Source organism: Chroococcidiopsis sp. (assembly GCF_051657925.1).
Classification (GTDB): domain Bacteria; phylum Cyanobacteriota; class Cyanobacteriia; order Cyanobacteriales; family Chroococcidiopsidaceae; genus Chroococcidiopsis.
Genome location: NZ_JBOFLP010000261.1, coordinates 22,558 through 38,424, shown reverse-complemented (window position 1 = coordinate 38,424; position 15,867 = coordinate 22,558). Strand labels below are relative to the sequence as shown.

The window sequence follows — 15,867 nt, the reverse complement described above, 5'->3', positions numbered from 1 at the left end:
GCCCAAAACTAAAACCTCATATTACAGCCATGCGCGATCGCCTTGCCACCGTCCTGCAAGTGCAGCCAGAACAAATCGGCATCAAAGCGACTACCAACGAAAAATTAGGTCCCGAAGGACGCGAGGAAGGGATCTGCGCTTATGCTGTTGCTTTATTAGTGCAGTAATGTCATTTGTCATTTGTCATTTGTCATTCGTGAGTTTATCTCCCTTGTCCCCCCCTTGCCTTCCTGCTCCCTACTCCCTGCTCCCTGTTAATGCTCCACCACAACTGGAACCGCTCCCAGCCGTACAACCGTAACAATAGGGTGCAGTTTGAATTTCATCGATTACGTCTAAAGTCCCTGCTGCCAAAATTTTCGCTACTGTTAAAGTTTCTCCCGCGCTAGTTTTGGCTGGCAAATTCATCATTTGATTGAAATCACAATCGTAGATATTACCTAAATAGTCGATAGAGATTTCATCCCGACACATTAAATGTTCTATTGTAGTTGGATTAAAATTAGCTTCTAGAAACTCCAAGTATGGGGTGTACAGTTTTTTTCTTTGTAGGTGTAGCAGCGTACGTCCTACTGGTAAGTTAGTAATTGTAAATAAGTTATTGAATGTAATTCCAAAATGTTCTTGTAAAAAGATTTTATAATCCTTTTCCAGGTTATGTTGGTCGGGAGTCAGAGAAAAGCGATCGCTTACTGGTAGTTGAGGATTGTATACCAAGTCGAGAATTAATTCAGGCTCTTTACCATAACCCAATCGATTTAGAGTTTGTATTGCTGCGATCGAAGCATCGAAAACTCCTTGTCCCCGCATTTTCTCCACATTTGTAGCCATATAGCAGGGGAGCGAAGCAACGATTCTCGTTTTATGTCGAGTGCAATATTCTGGCAAATCTTCAAAACTAGGTTCAAAGTAAATCGTTAAATTAGATCTAACAATAACTTGCTTACCATGTTGGCGTGCGGCTTCAACTATAGGTCTAAAACCGTAATTCATTTCTGGAGCGCCACCAGTTAAATCGACAATTTGAATTTCAGGAAATCGTTCGATAACTTGAATTAATTGACTGCAAATTTCGGGTGACAGTTCCTCTGTTCGTTTTGGACTTGCCTCAACATGACAATGAGTACAAGCCAGGTTACAGCGCTTACCTAAATTTATTTGTAAAACTTTGATTTGACTTTTAGTTAAAGGCGTTTTTAATTTACGGGCGAAAGGTGTAATTGATGTTTGAATCATGATTTGACAAGTACTTTTCTTTTGCGATCGATAGTTAATGGTCAATTTTCGATTCATCCCAACCATTAACCATCAACCGTTAACCATTAACTATTAACTAACAACATCCGCCACCAGTATAGTGCCAAGTCGAATTAGTCACTATAACTTCAGTTGGCATCAAACCAGCAAGTTTAGCTGCGGTTTTATCGCAGACTGCGGCTGGAATTCCTTGTTGAAGTACGTGTCCGGCTGAGTCATCAAAAAAGGGTTCTGTACCAGCATAAATGGCTGTTTTACCTGTAAAAATACAGGCTCCATCATCGGGAATTGGCACTTTGAAAGATACAGAATCGAGGCTTTCTAAAAGCAAATTTTCTTCCAGGTTGTATGTATGACAATCTAACAACCGATAGGGACGACGCGCCCGAATTTCAACTTGTCCAAAACCAGCATCTACGATCGTCTGAGTATACTCATCATATGTGAGTGCGCCCGACAGACACATCGCCCGCAGTCTATCATCTTGTTGCAGCTGTACTGGAATCGGACGAGTCGCGATTGGATCGCTCATTTGCAAGCGTCCGCCTGGTTTTAGCACTCGCCAAGCTTCTTTTAAGGCAAGGGATAAATCTGCTGGCTCAAATATATTAAACAGACAGTTCTGCGCTACTACATCCACAGAGGCATCTGGTACGGGGAGGTTAAAAGCATCACCTGCCCGAATTTCGACAAAACTAGGATCGAACCAAGGATTTTCTATCACAGCAGCTTGTAGGTTCCGTGTAGCTGCTTCGCACATGGCTGCAACTGGATCGACAGCAATTACAGCACCAGGACGACGAGAAAAATAAGCGAATTGTAATGCCTCTAAACCACCGCCAACGCCTACATATAGTACTGTCGGTTGGTTGGTTAGTTCAGTAGGGTGAACGGTTGTACCGCAACCGTAGTTCATCTCCTGCATTACCAGGGGAATTTTGAGTCCAGGTAGTTGTAGGGGACTGCTTTGCACGCAGCATAGACCGATTTGAGGTGTTTCTGCGACTTCGGAGTAAAACTGTGCTGTTGTCTCTAAATAACTCATTGTCAGCTGGAGTAAAATGCCGAGATGAATGTGGTATATTCTTTGGCACTGTGTTCTACTCTAGCGGATTTTTACTCTCGCGAATCCTCATAAAGAAGTAGCAGTTGACATCTCAGCAGAGATGAACTGGCGATCGCCACGGAAGCTAAGGACAATCCGTGTCAAAGCGATCGATTTTTTGTTGCTTGTTCTAAAAAATGACGCACGCCTTCGCTCATTTGTAATAAATTAGGTTCGATTTTTTTACCTAAAAAATCCTCAACCACATGAGCTATAGTCCCAGTCAGAAACCAAGGCACTCCTTTCATCTGATGCGGATCGATACTCATTGCTCCCCGACTCTGAATTAAAGTTGTATCGCCCTCAGCAATGAATTGATTTTTGCCACCACAATGTACGGCTTCTGTGAAAGCATGAGTTTTGATTTGCCATTCCAGCGTCAGATTTGATTCATCCCAGGTATTGTATTCCGTCCAAGAAAGCATATCTTCGCTGAGAATTGCTCTAGCTGCGGCAGGAATTTCACCGCCACCATGCCATTCATTTATTGTGTAAACTTTACCATTTTCTTCGCGCCGAGATTTGATTTGCACCGATCGCACGTTGTGCATGTAGGGAATGAGATCGTTCAGCTTATCTCGGTATGTAGCATAGACAAGGTGGCATGGAAAAGGAATGCGGGTATCAGCCGAAATATTTGTCATTTAGTCCAAAGTTTCTTAATTTCAGTTACAACTAATCCTAAGATTGTCAAAAAGCGATCGCCTTTTTACAATCCGCCAGAGAATTAGCTAACTGAGTATAACCCTTGGTGTAACCCTGCAACTACAGTTTTGTCTCCTTTATGAGTTACGCACTTGAAGCTTCAGATCTCGATCCCCCCTAACCTCCCTTAAAAAGGGGGGAATTTAAAGCTCTGTTTTTATCTCAGTTGGGAGATCTCTTTGAAATTACTTGAATGACTCTAGTTGATCGATTCGCAACCAAATATTCGGAGTTGGTACGTGTCCAAATACGACTAACGCATAGTCACCTTTAATATCTAAAACCTCTCCTTTGGTTTCAAAAATATAGCTGGGAAAGCGAGAATCGCTAGCTTTTGCTTCTAGGCTATTTTCTAGCTGTTCGCGCACGGCACGAACCATATCCCCTCTTTTAATCGCCATATGCTGCTCTTTCAGATTGCTAAACTATTTCTTTTCGCATTTTACAGTTATCAGGGAGTAGGGAGCAGGGGGCAGGGAGCAGGGAGCAGGGAATAGGGAATTGATATTAATTCCCTATTCCGAATTCTCTAGCCCCTCATTTCTGGCATTGCGGACAGAAGTGAGCCGATCGCCCAGCTAAACGCAGTTTTAGTATGGGAGTATTGCAGATGCGGCAGAGTTTGCCTGCTCGGTTATAAACCCAAGCTACACCGCCATAATTACCGTTAACGCCTTGGACGTTGAGAAAATTACTAAAAGTCGTGCCACCAGCGTTGATACTCGCTTCTAACACTTCAAGAATGGCGGTTCGCAGGCGCGATATTTGTGGCGATCGCAAATCCGCACATAACGTCTGGGGTTGCACGCCAGCACGAAACAGCGCTTCGTCAGCGTAGATGTTACCGATTCCTGCAACTATTGATTGGTCTAATAAGGCATTTTTGATCGGACGACGGCGATCGCGCAATTTTGCCGCAAAATACTCTACAGAAAAATCTGAAGAAAACGGATCGGGACCCAATGTTGCCAATCCCGTTACGACTGATTCAACTGCTCGTTCTGGAGGAACCCACCACATCTGTCCGAAGGTGCGTTGATCGACGAAGCGTAATTCCCAATTCTCGGCAAAAAATAATCGGACTCGCGTATGTTTGTGTAAAGGCTCGTCCTGTGGCAACCATAACAGCTGTCCAGTCATTCGCAAATGGACACTTAAGAATTCGGAATTAATTTTGAATTTTGAATTTTGAATTTTGAATTTTGAATTTTGAGCTGCTTCCTCAGCTCTCTTCCCTCTGCTCCCTGCTCCCTGCTCCCTGCTCCCTCTTACTAACTCTGCCAACAGATACTTTCCCCGTCGATGCCATTGGGCGATCGCTTTTCCCGAGATCCCGTTGAGAAAATCTGCCACAGAAAACGGGTAGGCGATGGTGCGATCGAGCAACACATCCCCACCCGTAATTTCTCGATTCAGGGTGACTTGATTTGCACCCCGTCGAACTGTTTCTACCTCTGGCAATTCAGGCACGATTTATCGTTTTTCGGTTCCCTGATTGCCACCACCTTCTACCAGTGGATCGCTACTACCGGATTCTTGTACGGCAGTACCTTTAGCTGTAGATTGTCCAGCTTGTCCTGTTTTACGGATATCTTCCTGAATTGGAGTTTGCTGACCACCAGAAGCCACAGGCGTAGTTTTCTTCGCTTTAGCTTTTGGTTTTTCTATTTCTAGAAGTTCAAAATCAGCAAAGTTGTTAGTATTTACGCCAGCATAGTTCACTTTATCAAAGCGAACGATGACTGGATACTTGATGCCGCTTTTGTCAACAGAAGCAACAAGACCAACATCTTGATACCAGTAGGATTCTCTTCTTAAGATCCGCACTTTAGAACCACGTTCAACCATGAGTATCTTCCCTGTTATAGATAATTGCTAATCGAGCGGGTTAATAGCATCAAGATACAATGTTTTGGTAATCTCACAATCAACTGTTAAGTTATCTGAAGGAGTGAGGAGTGTAGCCGCTGTCGCGTCTACGCTCCTCACTCCTATTCCCGCCAGCGAACTTGGACGAAGTGGGCAGTGCGTCCGGTTTCGTCGCGAACATCTGTAATATCAACTATTTCCAAATTGAAGGGGATAGCTGTCGTGACATGGCGCTGTGTTAGCATTCCCAGTTCGGGGGTTAAATTGGCGGCGGCTGTTGCTGCTACTCCTAACCCTAACATCTGCTCGATAGGCGATCGCGGTAGCAGCAGATGCATACCCATGACTAATCCCAAGCCTAGCAACAATCCTACCGACACATTCGTACCGCAACGGGGATGCAAGGCTAAATTCCACTCTCCATTGGTAAGACGCTGAAGGGCAGCCAGCACTGCCCGCTGCAGTTCGATTTTATTCACCTGACCGTAAATGTAAAAGCCTCGTTCAGTAGATAGACCGCCTAACGATTCGTTGTCTGTTTGCTGGGACGAAAAACGAGGATATGGCGATCGCCCTGACTGGCTTAAGAGCCAAACTGTAGCGTGTTCTAGTGCATGAACTTGCCTCAGCATCAACAGTTCTTTCAACCCAGGAACAAAGGGAAGATGCTTGACTAAATCCGCGTCTTGGGTAGGTTGAGGAATATTCTCCTCAAAATTGAACCAAGGGATTAACGATTCAAAAACGTTGTCTGGGGCAAAATTGTTCATACCAACACCGCTAGTAGCAGCCCGATCGGAGACTTTTCTCTTAATCTAGCGCTTACTGCTTTAAAGCAGTCGAGCCGCGAAATCTCGCGACTCGACTATTGTTAGAAAATTTAATTGCTAGAAAACTTCGCGATCGCCACTCACGGGTAAAGGGCAGCAGTTAACATCGTTAAGACAGACTTTTCCCCACTGTAAAGCCCATCGTACCAAAGATACGCGATTTTCTGTAGCTGTTTTGGTCAAAATATTACTAATGTGATTGTCAACAGTACGCTTGCTGATTTCCAACTTTTCTGCTATTTCCTGATTGGTCAAGCCAGCAGCTACCAAATCGATGATTTGTAGCTCTCTTTCTGACAGGGAAACAGGGTTTTGAGACTCGCCACCAGCCATGAAGTATTTTTTCCTTAGTAGATCTACTCACGCTCCTCTCTCAATTCTAGAGGATTCTTCTAGTGACGATCCTCTATCGTTTTAGAAGTTCGACTAGTATTTTTGCTCTATGAGCCGACATTGGAGCAACAAGAGAACTGTAATAAATTTAGTAAAGCTTAATTAAGTAATATTTGTTACTTAAAGAGGGAGCAGTCATTTGTCATTTGTCATTGGTCTCTCCCTCTGCTCCCTCAGCTCTCTTCCCCCTACTCCCTGCTCCCTGCTCCCTGCTCCCTTTCCACTGACAACTGTTTCTGTTGTAGGGTATTGATAAAGTCGTACATTCATTAAATGCTGGCTGGAATGAGTAATTCTCGCGTGCTGTGCTTGGGTGAAATTCTGTTCGATCTCATTGCCGATCAACTAGGGCGATCGCTCGAACAAGTTGAATCTTGGACACCCTATCCTGGTGGCGCACCTGCTAATGTCGCCTGTGCTTTGGTCAAACTCGGTACAACCTCTAGTTTCATTGGCTGTGTGGGTAAAGACGAACCAGGAAATACCTTAGTAGAGTTACTGCAAACTGTAGGAGTCGATACGACGGGGATTCAACGCCATCCCACAGCACCAACAAGGCAAATCTATGTTACCCGCACTGAGTCAGGCGATCGCATTTTTTCAGGGTTTGCCGACTACGACACGACAGAATTTGCCGATACGCATCTACAAGCATCTGCTTTGCCTGTATCCCTATTTGAGGACGCTGATTTTCTCGTACTGGGAACTTTAGAACTTGCTTATCCCGAGAGTGGTGCTAGCGTCCGCCGCGCTTTACAACTCGCAGACCAATACAACGCCAAAATTTTGTTAGATGTCAACTGGCGACCTGTATTTTGGCAAGATCCCGATAAAGCTGTAGCAACAATCTTAGAAATCGTACCGCAAGTCGATTTTCTCAAACTTTCCAAAGAAGAAGCACTCTTGCTGTTCCAAACAGCCGATCCAGGGGCGATCGCCTATCGCCTCAATACCGTCGAAGGAGTGCTGATCACGGATGGAGAAAATGGCTGCGCTTATTGTTTGTCAGAAAATGAGGGTAAAGTTCCTAGTTTTTCCGTTCCTGTCGTCGAAACCACTGGTGCGGGTGACAGCTTTGTAGCTGGCTTTGTCCATCAGTTATGTCAACGGGGTATTCACAGCCTCGCTGATGCTGCAATTGCCAAACAGGTTGTTGCCTATGCTAGTGCAGCAGGGGCGCTGACGACAACCAAACCAGGAGCGATCGCCGCCCAACCCACCGCCGCAGAAGTGGAAACCTTTTTAGCAGGGGTAAAGGATAAGGGGTAAAAAAGTGGTGCTAATTGGTAGTTGGTAGTTGGTTAGCTGGTCACTGGTCACTGGTCACTGGTCACTGATAACTGCTCCCTTCCTCAAGGATTTGGCGCTGACTGAGTGTTGCCTGGGGAAGAAGGGGTTGGGAAGGAAGGATTTTGCTGGCTGGTGGGAGCAGATGTTTGTGGAGCAACACTGCTAGAACCATTGCGAGGAGATGCATTCATGCCATTGCTAGTACCACTCAAGCCGCTAGGAGCGATCGCGCTTTGGCTGGGAATTGCTGAGGGATTACCAGGAAGGTTTGTCACGCTGGGATTAGCGCCTGTCGTTCCATTACCGCTATTTGGGCTGAAGGGGTTGAGATAGGTAAAGTTGTTGCCTTTAGCAGGTTCGAGATTAGATAACCGGGACGATGACGAAGAGGTAGACGAGCCACCAGCACCACGACTGTAGGCAGTTGATAAATTACTACTACTGCCAGGACTAGCACTATAGGGGCTGTTGCTGATGCTAGTAGGAGACTGGTAACGACCCACTGTCGATTGAGAGTAAGGGTTGTCTACATTATTGGATAAAGAATCGTTCAACGATGCAGGCGATCGCCGCTGATTTGCAACTCTTTCATCTAGCGGATCTGTGGTATCTAGAGTACTACTGCCATTGCCACTAGAGGAATTTGTACTAGTTCCACCAAAAGCAGAGTCGCTACCGGATGCAGTTTCAGTACTGCTATCTGAAGGGAGATCGATAGGATTTGCAGTGTCAAGGGGTGCGGCTTGACTCGGTTCGGCGTTGTTTTCCCTTGAAGGATTTTGTCCGCCGTTTGGATTACCAACAGCACCACCTGTACTCACAGCAGGTGGACGGGATGACTGTAGCGACAACAAAGGAATGCACAGCAAGACTCCACCACCTAAAACTGCCGCGATCGCCATCACAATTTTTTGCTGCGGACTCAAATAATTATAAGTTCTAACCAAATTTTGCAAATTCATTTAATTTTTCCTCTATTTCCATTTGGACTATGCCTTTAATTAGTAATTCGTCACTTGCAACTACCAATGACAAATGACGAATGACCAATGACGTATTACAAAAACTCTCTCGGATCGGTGACGTAACCTGTCAAGGCGGAAGCGGCGGCGGTGTAGGGGGAAGCGAGATAAATTTGCGCTGACTTATCACCCATGCGACCGGGGAAGTTACGGTTAGTCGTAGAAACGCAAACTTCTGGCTTGTTCATCCGCCCGAAAGTATCTTTTGGTCCTCCTAAACAAGCAGCGCAGGAGGGTGCAGTGGGTTCGATACATCCAGCTTGCAGGAAGATTTCTGAGAGAGTCTGCCCTTCGTATTTGATCGTAAACAAGTCATTGTAAACTTTTTGCGTCGCAGGTACGAGGTAGGTAGGTACTTTGACTTGCTGTCCTTTAAAAATATGGGCGGCGTGGATAAAGTCTTCAGTTTTACCCCCCGTGCAGGAACCAATGTACACGCGATCGATTTTGACATCACTGCATTCTCGTGCCAAGGCGCGATTGTCTGGAGAGTGGGGTTGAGCGACAACTGGCTCTAACTGCGAGACATCGTAACGGCGATCGCTGTAGAATTTGGCATCGGAGTCGGTGTAGACTGGCTCAAAGGGTTTATCGCTACGGGCGCGGACGTACTCGAAGGTAGTATCATCAGCCGCGATCGTGCCATTTTTGCCCCCAGCTTCGATCGCCATATTACACAGGGTCATGCGGTCTTCCATTGTCATACGGTTGACGGTTTCCCCGGCAAATTCCATCGTCCGATAGTTGGCTCCAGCAACGCTAATATCGCCGATAATTTGCAAAATTAGGTCTTTCGCCAATAAGTAATTGGGCATTTCACCATCGAGGACGAATCGCATTGTGGCAGGAACTTTAATTAGTAACTTGCCCGTACCCATAATAAATGCTGCATCGGTATTACCAATTCCAGTGGCAAATTGACCGAAAGCGCCAGCATTACAAGTGTGGGAGTCAGTCCCAAATAAAACTTCCCCAGGGCGGGTATGCCCTTCTTGGGCGAGGGCAATGTGACAGACCCCTTTATAATCTGGGTTAGCTTTAAAATTGCCGCGATCGGTGATGTCGTAGAAGTATTTAATCCCCTGTTCTTGAGCGAAATCGCGTAGAATATCTACGTTGCGATTGGCGCGTTCGTCGGCGGTGAAGATGTAGTGGTCTGGGATGAGGACGATCTTTTCAGGGTTCCATACTTTTGTATCTGCACCAAACTCGCGCTTGAAGACACCGATAGTTCCAGGTCCGCAAACATCGTGTGTCATCAACAAGTCAACATCCACCCAGATATTTTCCCCTGGTTCGACCGCATTTCGACCGGAGGCTTTAGCTAAGATTTTTTCTGTCAGGGTCATCCCCATAGCGATCGCATTCCTCTCTTCCGACACATGTCTACAGGATCTATGCTACTTCGCGATCGGCGGTTGCGTTTTAAAGATACAGCAAAAAGATACAGCCAAAGGTCTTGTTTGGTTGCAAATGCAGTTGAATTTCTGGCTGTTGCTGATGGATAAAAGCTAGGCGGGTGTTGTGGTTTTACGGATGCAAAAATTCCACATGCTCCCCAGGGTGCGCTTGTAAATCTGCGATCGTTCCCTGAGCATACATTCTCCCCTGGCGTAGGAAGATAACCCATTCAGCTAAATTAATCACGCGAGGACGATGGCCGATCAAAATTGTGGTTTTGCCGCGACGATGGTGAAGCAACTGATTTAACACCTGCGATTCACTTGCCGGATCTAACCCTGCCGTGGATTCGTCAAGAATTAAAATGGGCGGATTGTTAACAATAGCACGGGCGATCGCCAATCTTTGTCTTTGTCCGCCCGAGAGACTCGCGCCAAATTCACCTAAAACTGTTTGATACTTATCAGGTAACTTCGCAATAAACTCGTCTGCTTCAGCAATTTCGCACGCTCTGACAATTTGATCGAAGCGAACGTGGGGCATTCCTAACCGAAAGTTTTCAATAATCGAACGACTCCAAAAATGCGGTTCTTGAGGTACTAAAATTGCTTGTTGTCGCAGGCAATCTAATGAAATATCTTGAATGTTATATCTTCCAATCCGAATGTTACCTGACTGTGGTGTATATAAACCTGCAATCAGTTTAGCTAACGTACTTTTACCGCAACCTGACTTACCGATCAGCGCTACAACTTGACCCCCAGGAATTGTCAACGAAAAATCTTGCACGACATCTGTTCTCCCGGGATAATGAAACTCAATTTTAGAACAGACAATATCAGATGTATCTGAAATATCTACCCAAGGTTTTTGCTTTTCATCTTTGATTTCTGGTGGATGGGTAATCACTTCTTGCAAGCGAGAATTAGCTGTCTCAATACGAGCGAATTCATCCACAAAATCGAGGGAGGAAATGATAAATGTCGCGACATTGCGATTTAAGGTAGTAAAAGCTAGTAGCTGACCGAGACTGAGTTCTTTTCCTATAACCAAAGTACTGCCAAACCAAAGTAGAGCTACTCCACCCACATCTGCAACTAGCCCAGAAAAAGTATTATTGATAATACCGATTTGCATTGTCCCAAATGCTAGATTCGCTAGTTGACCGAAACGACTTTGAAATTCTTCCCAAAACTGGGGAGCCGCAGCAGTTGTTTTGAGCGTTAGCGCTCCCTTGAATGTCTCTACTAAAATTCCTTGATTTTCTGCTTCCGTAACTAATAATTTACGAGTTTTTTGCTGCAAGATTGGCAGGAATAAAATTGTAGATAAAGTCATCGCTCCTGCTAAGAACATAGCAAATAAAGTCAGCTTTTTACTATAAGCCAGCATAAAAATAAAAGAAACTATGGCGACAAATAACTCTCCTGGCAAACTGACAATAGCTCGCGAGAGCAATAAATTTATTTCTTGAATATCTCGCAGTCTACTAACAATTTCTCCACTGCGCCGTGACTCATAGTAAAGTAGGGGCAATCGTAAAATTTGCCGTCCAAATTCTAGAATTAAACCTAGTTCTATTCTCTGAGCAAAATGAGCGATCAAATTGCTTTGCACCAGTGCCAAACCACGTCTGACAAAACTCAGTGTGATAACTGCCAGTACTACAGATGTCAGTAGTTGAAGATCGCCCCGAATCAGCACGTCATCTGTCAGAATTTGGAGTAGAAACGGAGTCGCTAAAGACAATAAACCAACGGCGAGGGCGCAGCCAAAAGCTTCGGCAAGAATGGCGCGATGTACCCAAAGTCGCTGTATCCACTGTTCAAATCGATTGTCTTGTTCTCCAAGTTGAGCGTAAAAGCGGACGGGATCGGGTTCTAGTAGCAGCAAAATCCAGTCTGTCCAGCCTTCTAGTAACTCCATGCGTGACAGATAACGCATTCCAATCGCCGGATCGGCGAGCGTGTATTTTTTCCCCTGCTTGCCATACAAAACTACCCAGTGATTGCTTTTCCAGTGAATAATGGCTGGTAAGGGGAGTTGTTGTAGCTTCCACAAAATTTCTGGAGATGCCCTGACAGAACGAGCATTAAAGCCTAAAGCTTCTGCACCTCTACGCAAACCTAGCAGCGTTGTCCCTTGCGGTCCCGTACCTACTGCTTCTCTAATACTATTAATTTTCAGCAGTCGTCCGTAGAATTTAGCAATAGCGGCAAGACAAGCAGCGCCGCAATCTTCTTCACAGTGTTGGAGAACAAGCTTTTGTTTCACGTTTTTTGGTTCTACAATTAAGCTGACTATTTCTCAGACAAACAGATGGAAGCGTTTCTGTTGAAATGTCTAGAAGAATCAAAAATTTGTCTGAATTTGCTCAAGACTTTGTTTGCTCAAGACTCAGATAGTGTAATCAACTGCACAAAGCCGCGATCGCAAATTAATAAACCTTAATGTCTTGAACATGAATGCAATACTACTTAATTATTTGCCTCAATTGCAGGCAACCCTCTCCAATTGTCCGAGAAATCTGAACGCTCGCAACGAGCGATTTACAACTGAAATAAAATTGCTATACAGTAGCGATACTTAAGCATCCAGACTTACAAAAAATATGTTGCAATTTAAACCAAAATTCTTTATGATTTTGCTGCCAATAGCATTTCTGACATCAACTCACCGAACAAAAATTCTTTTTGTCAGAAAAATTAAAGCTAAAAATCAAAGCTAAAAATCAAGAATTATGAACTTTCAAGTTGGCAATATTTGGAGTCAAGAAAATAGCTGACACCCACTCCTATCCTCCTTCTTCTGCCCGATGGAAAACTATTTAAGTACTAGCTAATGCAGTCGGAACCAAATAAAAACAGTGTCTTGCGTTTAGTCCGCCAGGACACACCCAAGAACCCGCCAACTGAAGCAAATCCTGCTTTCTTACGTCCAGTTCAGAGTAATGAGTTTCTCCCTCCCGTGAGCCTGTGGACGACTTTAGGTGGGTTGTTGCTGCTCGGTACAGTGGGTATAGGGCTGGCTCTGGCTGCTACGACTCATTACAAAGCAATGGTAAAGTCTGCTGCTACTATCCGTCCGGCAGGAGAGACGAGAATAGTCCAAGCCGCGATCGCTGGCTCCATACAACAGATTTTGGTTAAAGAAAACCAATCAGTCAAAAAAGGACAGGCGATCGCAATTATCGATAACGCTCAACTCTTGACAAAACAGCAACAGGTGACGGGCAGTATCAAAAATAACGAACTGCAACTGGCTCAAATTGATGCTCAATTACTATCCCTTAAAAGACAGCGTGAGTTTGAGTCAGGCTTAATCGGGCGCAATATTGCTGCGGCTACTGCCCAACTGCAACGCTATCAACGGGAATATCAGGATCGACAAATCACATCCCAAGCTCAAGTGCAAGAAGCAACAGCAGTACTGGAGTTATCGAAAGTCGAGATGGAACAGTTCAAGCAACTGGCAAATACAGGAGCAGTGACGCAGTTACAAATTAAAGCAAAAGAACAAGCATTTGCTGCGGCTGAAGCTAAACTCAAAGGAGCCAAAGCTGCGCTAAATCCTACAAGTGCAGCGATCGCAATGGCAATAGAACAAGTTGCCCAAGAGCGAGCCAAGGGCGAGATCTCCCTAGCTAATTTAAACAAAGACCGAGAGGTGTTGCGGCAACGTCGTCTAGCTCTAGAAAATGAGATCGATCGCGCCGCTAGAGAATTACAGCAAGTCCATCACGAGCTGAAAAAAGCCGTTCTCTTAACCCCTGACGCTGGTAAAGTCTTGAAACTGGAGTTACGTAACCCTGGACAAGTCGTAAATGTAGGGCAATCGATCGCGCAGATCGCTCCCAGTCAAGCGGCGCTCACCATTAAAGCGCGGGTAGCTGCTCAAGATATCAGTAGTATTCAAATCTGCCAGCGATCGGCAGTTGCAGACTGTAAAACCGGAAGAGTGCAGTTGCGGATTTCTGCCTATCCTTATCCCGATTACGGTATTCTACGAGGTGCGGTAAGGGCGATTTCTGCCGATGCGATCGTCCCCCAAACTCAGTCCCCCAATGCTGCCTTACCTTACTACGAAGTCACGATTCAGCCAGAAAAACCTTATCTAGTCAAAGGCGATCGCTCCTATCCGCTCAAACCTGGAATGGAAGTTAACGCAGATATCGTTACCCAAGAAGAAACCGTGCTGAAATTTTTGCTCAGAAAAGCAAGGTTACTGACAAGTTTGTAGTTGTTGATGGTTGGTAATGGAAAGTCGGGAGTCGGGAGTGGGAGAGTGGGAGTCGGGAGTGGGAGAGTGGGAGTCGGGAGTCGGGGAAGAGAGCTGAGGGGTAGAGGAGAAATTACTAGTCACTAGTCACTGCTCCCTGCTCCCTGTTCCCTACTCCCTACCAGGAAGACTATTCTTAGCAATGTCGCGAACTTTGGCTTTCAGATTGGGTGGAGCAGCTTTTTCTGCTTGTGAAAAGAGGCGATTGGCAGTTTGTCGATCGCCTTGTTCGAGGCGGATCAGGGCTTTATTTACCAAAGCTGCAACATTGTCTTTTTCTTGTAAGAGGACGCGATCGTAAGTGGATTCGGCTTTTGGCAGTTGTTCGGTGAGTTTGTAAAGCTGAGCTAAATTCAATTGGAGTTCTAGTCTTTCTGGCTCTTGCCTGACGAGTTTTTCCATTAACGGAATGGCTAAATTTGGCTGTCCTTGTTGGATACGTAGGTTGGCTAGCTCGACTAAAGCATCAAAGTTGTCGGGATCGTTCTTGAGGAGTTGCTCGTAGGCTTGAATTTTGCTGTCTGTGTCTGAAGCAGCTTTGGGTGCGATCGCTAGTGGTTTTCCGCCCCACAATGAGGTGACAGCAATTCCTACAACTCCTAAGATACCTATACCTGATAGGATTAGGGGCAGGCTTTTGCTACCGAGCATCTGTTTGAAAATAAACGTTTGCTGAACGGGAGAAAGTAGCTGTTGCTTTAAACCACTGCCCAAATCTTGTTTGGGTTGCGTTTGGTGCAGTCTTTTCAACTCTGATACAAGCCATAGAATCGGTGTAGCTGCACCAGTTGGTTTAAGTTGGGGTACGCCGGCAAACGTGACTAGCGGGATGGCAGAGTAAAATTTTTGATAGTTCGCTTTGGCTACATCTAGACGAGATAGGAGGGGTTGAATTTTTTCCTCAATTTGTAGCAAGCTTAACGGTTCTGGGGCAAGTAAATCGCATTTGGTAAAAACTAGGGCGATCGCGTATTTGATATTATGTTGGTTGACTAAAGAGGCGATCGCTGCCACTTGATCGATCGTTTGTGTTAGTTGTGGTAAGTAAGCAGCATTGTTGACTAACGCTTCTGCATTAACAAACGCACAGCAACCATGAGAACTCAACACGAGTTTTTGATATTTGGGGTTATTAAAGTCGCACGATTCTCCTGGTAAATCCCACCAACTAAAATCGCAAAGAGTTTTGGTTTTCCACCAACCATGTCGCTTTAAACTAAAGTTGAAATTGGCAATTTTCATTGTGGGTGGCGGATATTGACCTGTTTGTGTAATATAGTTAAGAACTTTCTCAATCTTTTCTTGCTCCTGACCGTTGTGGCTATCAAACCATAATTTCTGTGGACGTTCTACTGTAAAGCCCGAATGAAGTTCGATGTAGCTACCAGCCAAAAACACTGTTTTGCCTACTCCTCTTTGACCGATACTCAATAAGTTTAATGTCTTGGTGGCACTGCTAGATTGCTGATTCATGTGCTTTAAGATCGTATGTTTTAGAGTAGTAGCGGTCATGAGGAACTCGGAAGTCATAAGTTAGAAGTTAAAAGTGTATCCTATAACTGAAATTGAACGTGCAGAAGTTAGATACATATATCTTTTTACTATTCACAAATAAATTTAAAAATTAAACATATAATCTTGCTGCTTTAATATTTTAATTTTGGATGATTTTGATTATCGATCGCAAGTCAAAAAAATGCAGGCAAAAAATTAGTTC

Annotated in this window: 18 protein-coding genes; 4 read left to right on the top strand and 14 right to left on the bottom strand. The window is 44.9% G+C overall.

Features of this window, described 5'->3' with window-relative positions:
- Positions 1-167: 2-C-methyl-D-erythritol 2,4-cyclodiphosphate synthase (locus ACRC32_RS21525; protein ID WP_438555880.1), on the top strand; the 167-nt coding region annotated here is incomplete at its 5' end.
- Between the two features lie 70 nt (positions 168-237).
- On the opposite strand, the gene arsS is transcribed toward ACRC32_RS21525, so the two are convergent.
- From arsS to ACRC32_RS21480, 9 genes are all read right to left on the bottom strand, one after another.
- Positions 238-1,236, bottom strand: a complete 999-nt coding sequence (gene arsS, locus ACRC32_RS21520; RefSeq protein ID WP_438555879.1) for an arsenosugar biosynthesis radical SAM (seleno)protein ArsS — start codon at positions 1,234-1,236, stop codon at positions 238-240.
- 97 nt (positions 1,237-1,333) lie between these two features.
- The gene (gene arsM, locus ACRC32_RS21515; protein WP_438555875.1) at positions 1,334-2,302 is read right to left on the bottom strand and encodes an arsenosugar biosynthesis arsenite methyltransferase ArsM; all 969 of its coding nucleotides are present in this window, start codon (positions 2,300-2,302) and stop codon (positions 1,334-1,336) included.
- 161 nt (positions 2,303-2,463) lie between these two features.
- Entirely contained in the window at positions 2,464-3,006 is a 543-nt protein-coding gene (locus ACRC32_RS21510; RefSeq protein WP_015154166.1) for a hypothetical protein, read from the bottom strand.
- A 246-nt stretch (positions 3,007-3,252) separates the two neighbouring features.
- Positions 3,253-3,468 (bottom strand): NAD(P)H-quinone oxidoreductase subunit O, encoded by a 216-nt coding sequence (locus ACRC32_RS21505; protein WP_438555874.1) that lies wholly within the window; start codon positions 3,466-3,468, stop codon positions 3,253-3,255.
- Between the two features lie 136 nt (positions 3,469-3,604).
- The gene (locus ACRC32_RS21500; protein ID WP_438555873.1) at positions 3,605-4,537 is read right to left on the bottom strand and encodes a DNA-formamidopyrimidine glycosylase; all 933 of its coding nucleotides are present in this window, start codon (positions 4,535-4,537) and stop codon (positions 3,605-3,607) included.
- Between the two features lie 3 nt (positions 4,538-4,540).
- Positions 4,541-4,915, bottom strand: coding sequence for a photosystem I reaction center subunit IV (locus ACRC32_RS21495; protein WP_438555872.1), 375 nt, complete (start codon positions 4,913-4,915; stop codon positions 4,541-4,543).
- Positions 4,916-5,058: 143 nt separating this feature from the next.
- A complete protein-coding gene (locus tag ACRC32_RS21490) occupies positions 5,059-5,706 on the bottom strand; it encodes a DUF6391 domain-containing protein (protein ID WP_438555871.1) in 648 nt (215 codons plus the stop codon).
- A 117-nt stretch (positions 5,707-5,823) separates the two neighbouring features.
- Entirely contained in the window at positions 5,824-6,099 is a 276-nt protein-coding gene (locus tag ACRC32_RS21485) for a helix-turn-helix domain-containing protein (RefSeq protein ID WP_015154161.1), read from the bottom strand.
- 195 nt (positions 6,100-6,294) lie between these two features.
- On the bottom strand, positions 6,295-6,429 hold the full coding sequence (locus tag ACRC32_RS21480; RefSeq protein ID WP_438555870.1) for a hypothetical protein: 135 nt from the start codon (positions 6,427-6,429) through the stop codon (positions 6,295-6,297).
- 15 nt (positions 6,430-6,444) lie between these two features.
- On the opposite strand from ACRC32_RS21480, the gene ACRC32_RS21475 reads away from it, so the two are divergent.
- Positions 6,445-7,428, top strand: a complete 984-nt coding sequence (locus ACRC32_RS21475; RefSeq protein ID WP_438555869.1) for a carbohydrate kinase family protein — start codon at positions 6,445-6,447, stop codon at positions 7,426-7,428.
- Positions 7,429-7,511: 83 nt separating this feature from the next.
- Here the strand turns inward: ACRC32_RS21475 and ACRC32_RS21470 are convergent, their stop codons facing one another.
- Together ACRC32_RS21470 and ACRC32_RS21465 are read right to left on the bottom strand one after the other, a co-directional pair.
- Positions 7,512-8,411: a hypothetical protein gene (locus tag ACRC32_RS21470; RefSeq protein WP_438555868.1), complete on the bottom strand. Its 900-nt coding sequence runs from the start codon at positions 8,409-8,411 to the stop codon at positions 7,512-7,514.
- Between the two features lie 95 nt (positions 8,412-8,506).
- Complete coding sequence (locus tag ACRC32_RS21465) at positions 8,507-9,826, bottom strand: 3-isopropylmalate dehydratase large subunit (RefSeq protein ID WP_438555878.1); 1,320 nt, start codon at positions 9,824-9,826, stop codon at positions 8,507-8,509.
- Between the two features lie 27 nt (positions 9,827-9,853).
- Here ACRC32_RS21465 and ACRC32_RS21460 point away from each other — a divergent pair, with 27 nt between their 5' ends.
- Positions 9,854-9,979: a hypothetical protein gene (locus tag ACRC32_RS21460; RefSeq protein ID WP_438555867.1), complete on the top strand. Its 126-nt coding sequence runs from the start codon at positions 9,854-9,856 to the stop codon at positions 9,977-9,979.
- Positions 9,980-10,001: 22 nt separating this feature from the next.
- Here the strand turns inward: ACRC32_RS21460 and ACRC32_RS21455 are convergent, their stop codons facing one another.
- Positions 10,002-12,146, bottom strand: coding sequence for a peptidase domain-containing ABC transporter (locus tag ACRC32_RS21455; protein WP_438555866.1), 2,145 nt, complete (start codon positions 12,144-12,146; stop codon positions 10,002-10,004).
- 567 nt (positions 12,147-12,713) lie between these two features.
- On the opposite strand from ACRC32_RS21455, the gene ACRC32_RS21450 reads away from it, so the two are divergent.
- On the top strand, positions 12,714-14,111 hold the full coding sequence (locus tag ACRC32_RS21450) for an HlyD family efflux transporter periplasmic adaptor subunit (protein ID WP_438555865.1): 1,398 nt from the start codon (positions 12,714-12,716) through the stop codon (positions 14,109-14,111).
- Here ACRC32_RS21450 and ACRC32_RS21445 read toward each other — a convergent pair.
- On the bottom strand, positions 14,094-14,234 hold the full coding sequence (locus ACRC32_RS21445; protein ID WP_438555864.1) for a hypothetical protein: 141 nt from the start codon (positions 14,232-14,234) through the stop codon (positions 14,094-14,096). The two genes, ACRC32_RS21450 and ACRC32_RS21445, sit on opposite strands and share 18 nt — an antisense overlap.
- A 27-nt stretch (positions 14,235-14,261) precedes the next feature.
- On the bottom strand, positions 14,262-15,680 hold the full coding sequence (locus ACRC32_RS21440; RefSeq protein WP_438555863.1) for a tetratricopeptide repeat protein: 1,419 nt from the start codon (positions 15,678-15,680) through the stop codon (positions 14,262-14,264).
- Positions 15,681-15,867: the final 187 nt, after the last annotated feature.

Excerpts from the sequence above, each read along its gene's own strand:
- arsS (WP_438555879.1), bottom strand. The coding sequence starts at position 1,236 with ATGATTCAAACATCAATTACACCTTTCGCCCGTAAATTAAAAACGCCT.
- ACRC32_RS21510 (WP_015154166.1), bottom strand. The coding sequence starts at position 3,006 with ATGACAAATATTTCGGCTGATACCCGCATTCCTTTTCCATGCCACCTT.
- ACRC32_RS21460 (WP_438555867.1), top strand. The coding sequence starts at position 9,854 with ATGTCTACAGGATCTATGCTACTTCGCGATCGGCGGTTGCGTTTTAAA.
- ACRC32_RS21475 (WP_438555869.1), top strand. The coding sequence starts at position 6,445 with ATGAGTAATTCTCGCGTGCTGTGCTTGGGTGAAATTCTGTTCGATCTC.
- ACRC32_RS21440 (WP_438555863.1), bottom strand. The coding sequence starts at position 15,680 with ATGACTTCCGAGTTCCTCATGACCGCTACTACTCTAAAACATACGATC.
- ACRC32_RS21485 (WP_015154161.1), bottom strand. The coding sequence starts at position 6,099 with ATGGCTGGTGGCGAGTCTCAAAACCCTGTTTCCCTGTCAGAAAGAGAG.
- ACRC32_RS21490 (WP_438555871.1), bottom strand. The coding sequence starts at position 5,706 with ATGAACAATTTTGCCCCAGACAACGTTTTTGAATCGTTAATCCCTTGG.
- ACRC32_RS21465 (WP_438555878.1), bottom strand. The coding sequence starts at position 9,826 with ATGGGGATGACCCTGACAGAAAAAATCTTAGCTAAAGCCTCCGGTCGA.
- arsM (WP_438555875.1), bottom strand. The coding sequence starts at position 2,302 with ATGAGTTATTTAGAGACAACAGCACAGTTTTACTCCGAAGTCGCAGAA.
- ACRC32_RS21470 (WP_438555868.1), bottom strand. The coding sequence starts at position 8,411 with ATGAATTTGCAAAATTTGGTTAGAACTTATAATTATTTGAGTCCGCAG.
- ACRC32_RS21505 (WP_438555874.1), bottom strand. The coding sequence starts at position 3,468 with ATGGCGATTAAAAGAGGGGATATGGTTCGTGCCGTGCGCGAACAGCTA.
- ACRC32_RS21495 (WP_438555872.1), bottom strand. The coding sequence starts at position 4,915 with ATGGTTGAACGTGGTTCTAAAGTGCGGATCTTAAGAAGAGAATCCTAC.
- ACRC32_RS21480 (WP_438555870.1), bottom strand. The coding sequence starts at position 6,429 with ATGAATGTACGACTTTATCAATACCCTACAACAGAAACAGTTGTCAGT.
- ACRC32_RS21450 (WP_438555865.1), top strand. The coding sequence starts at position 12,714 with ATGCAGTCGGAACCAAATAAAAACAGTGTCTTGCGTTTAGTCCGCCAG.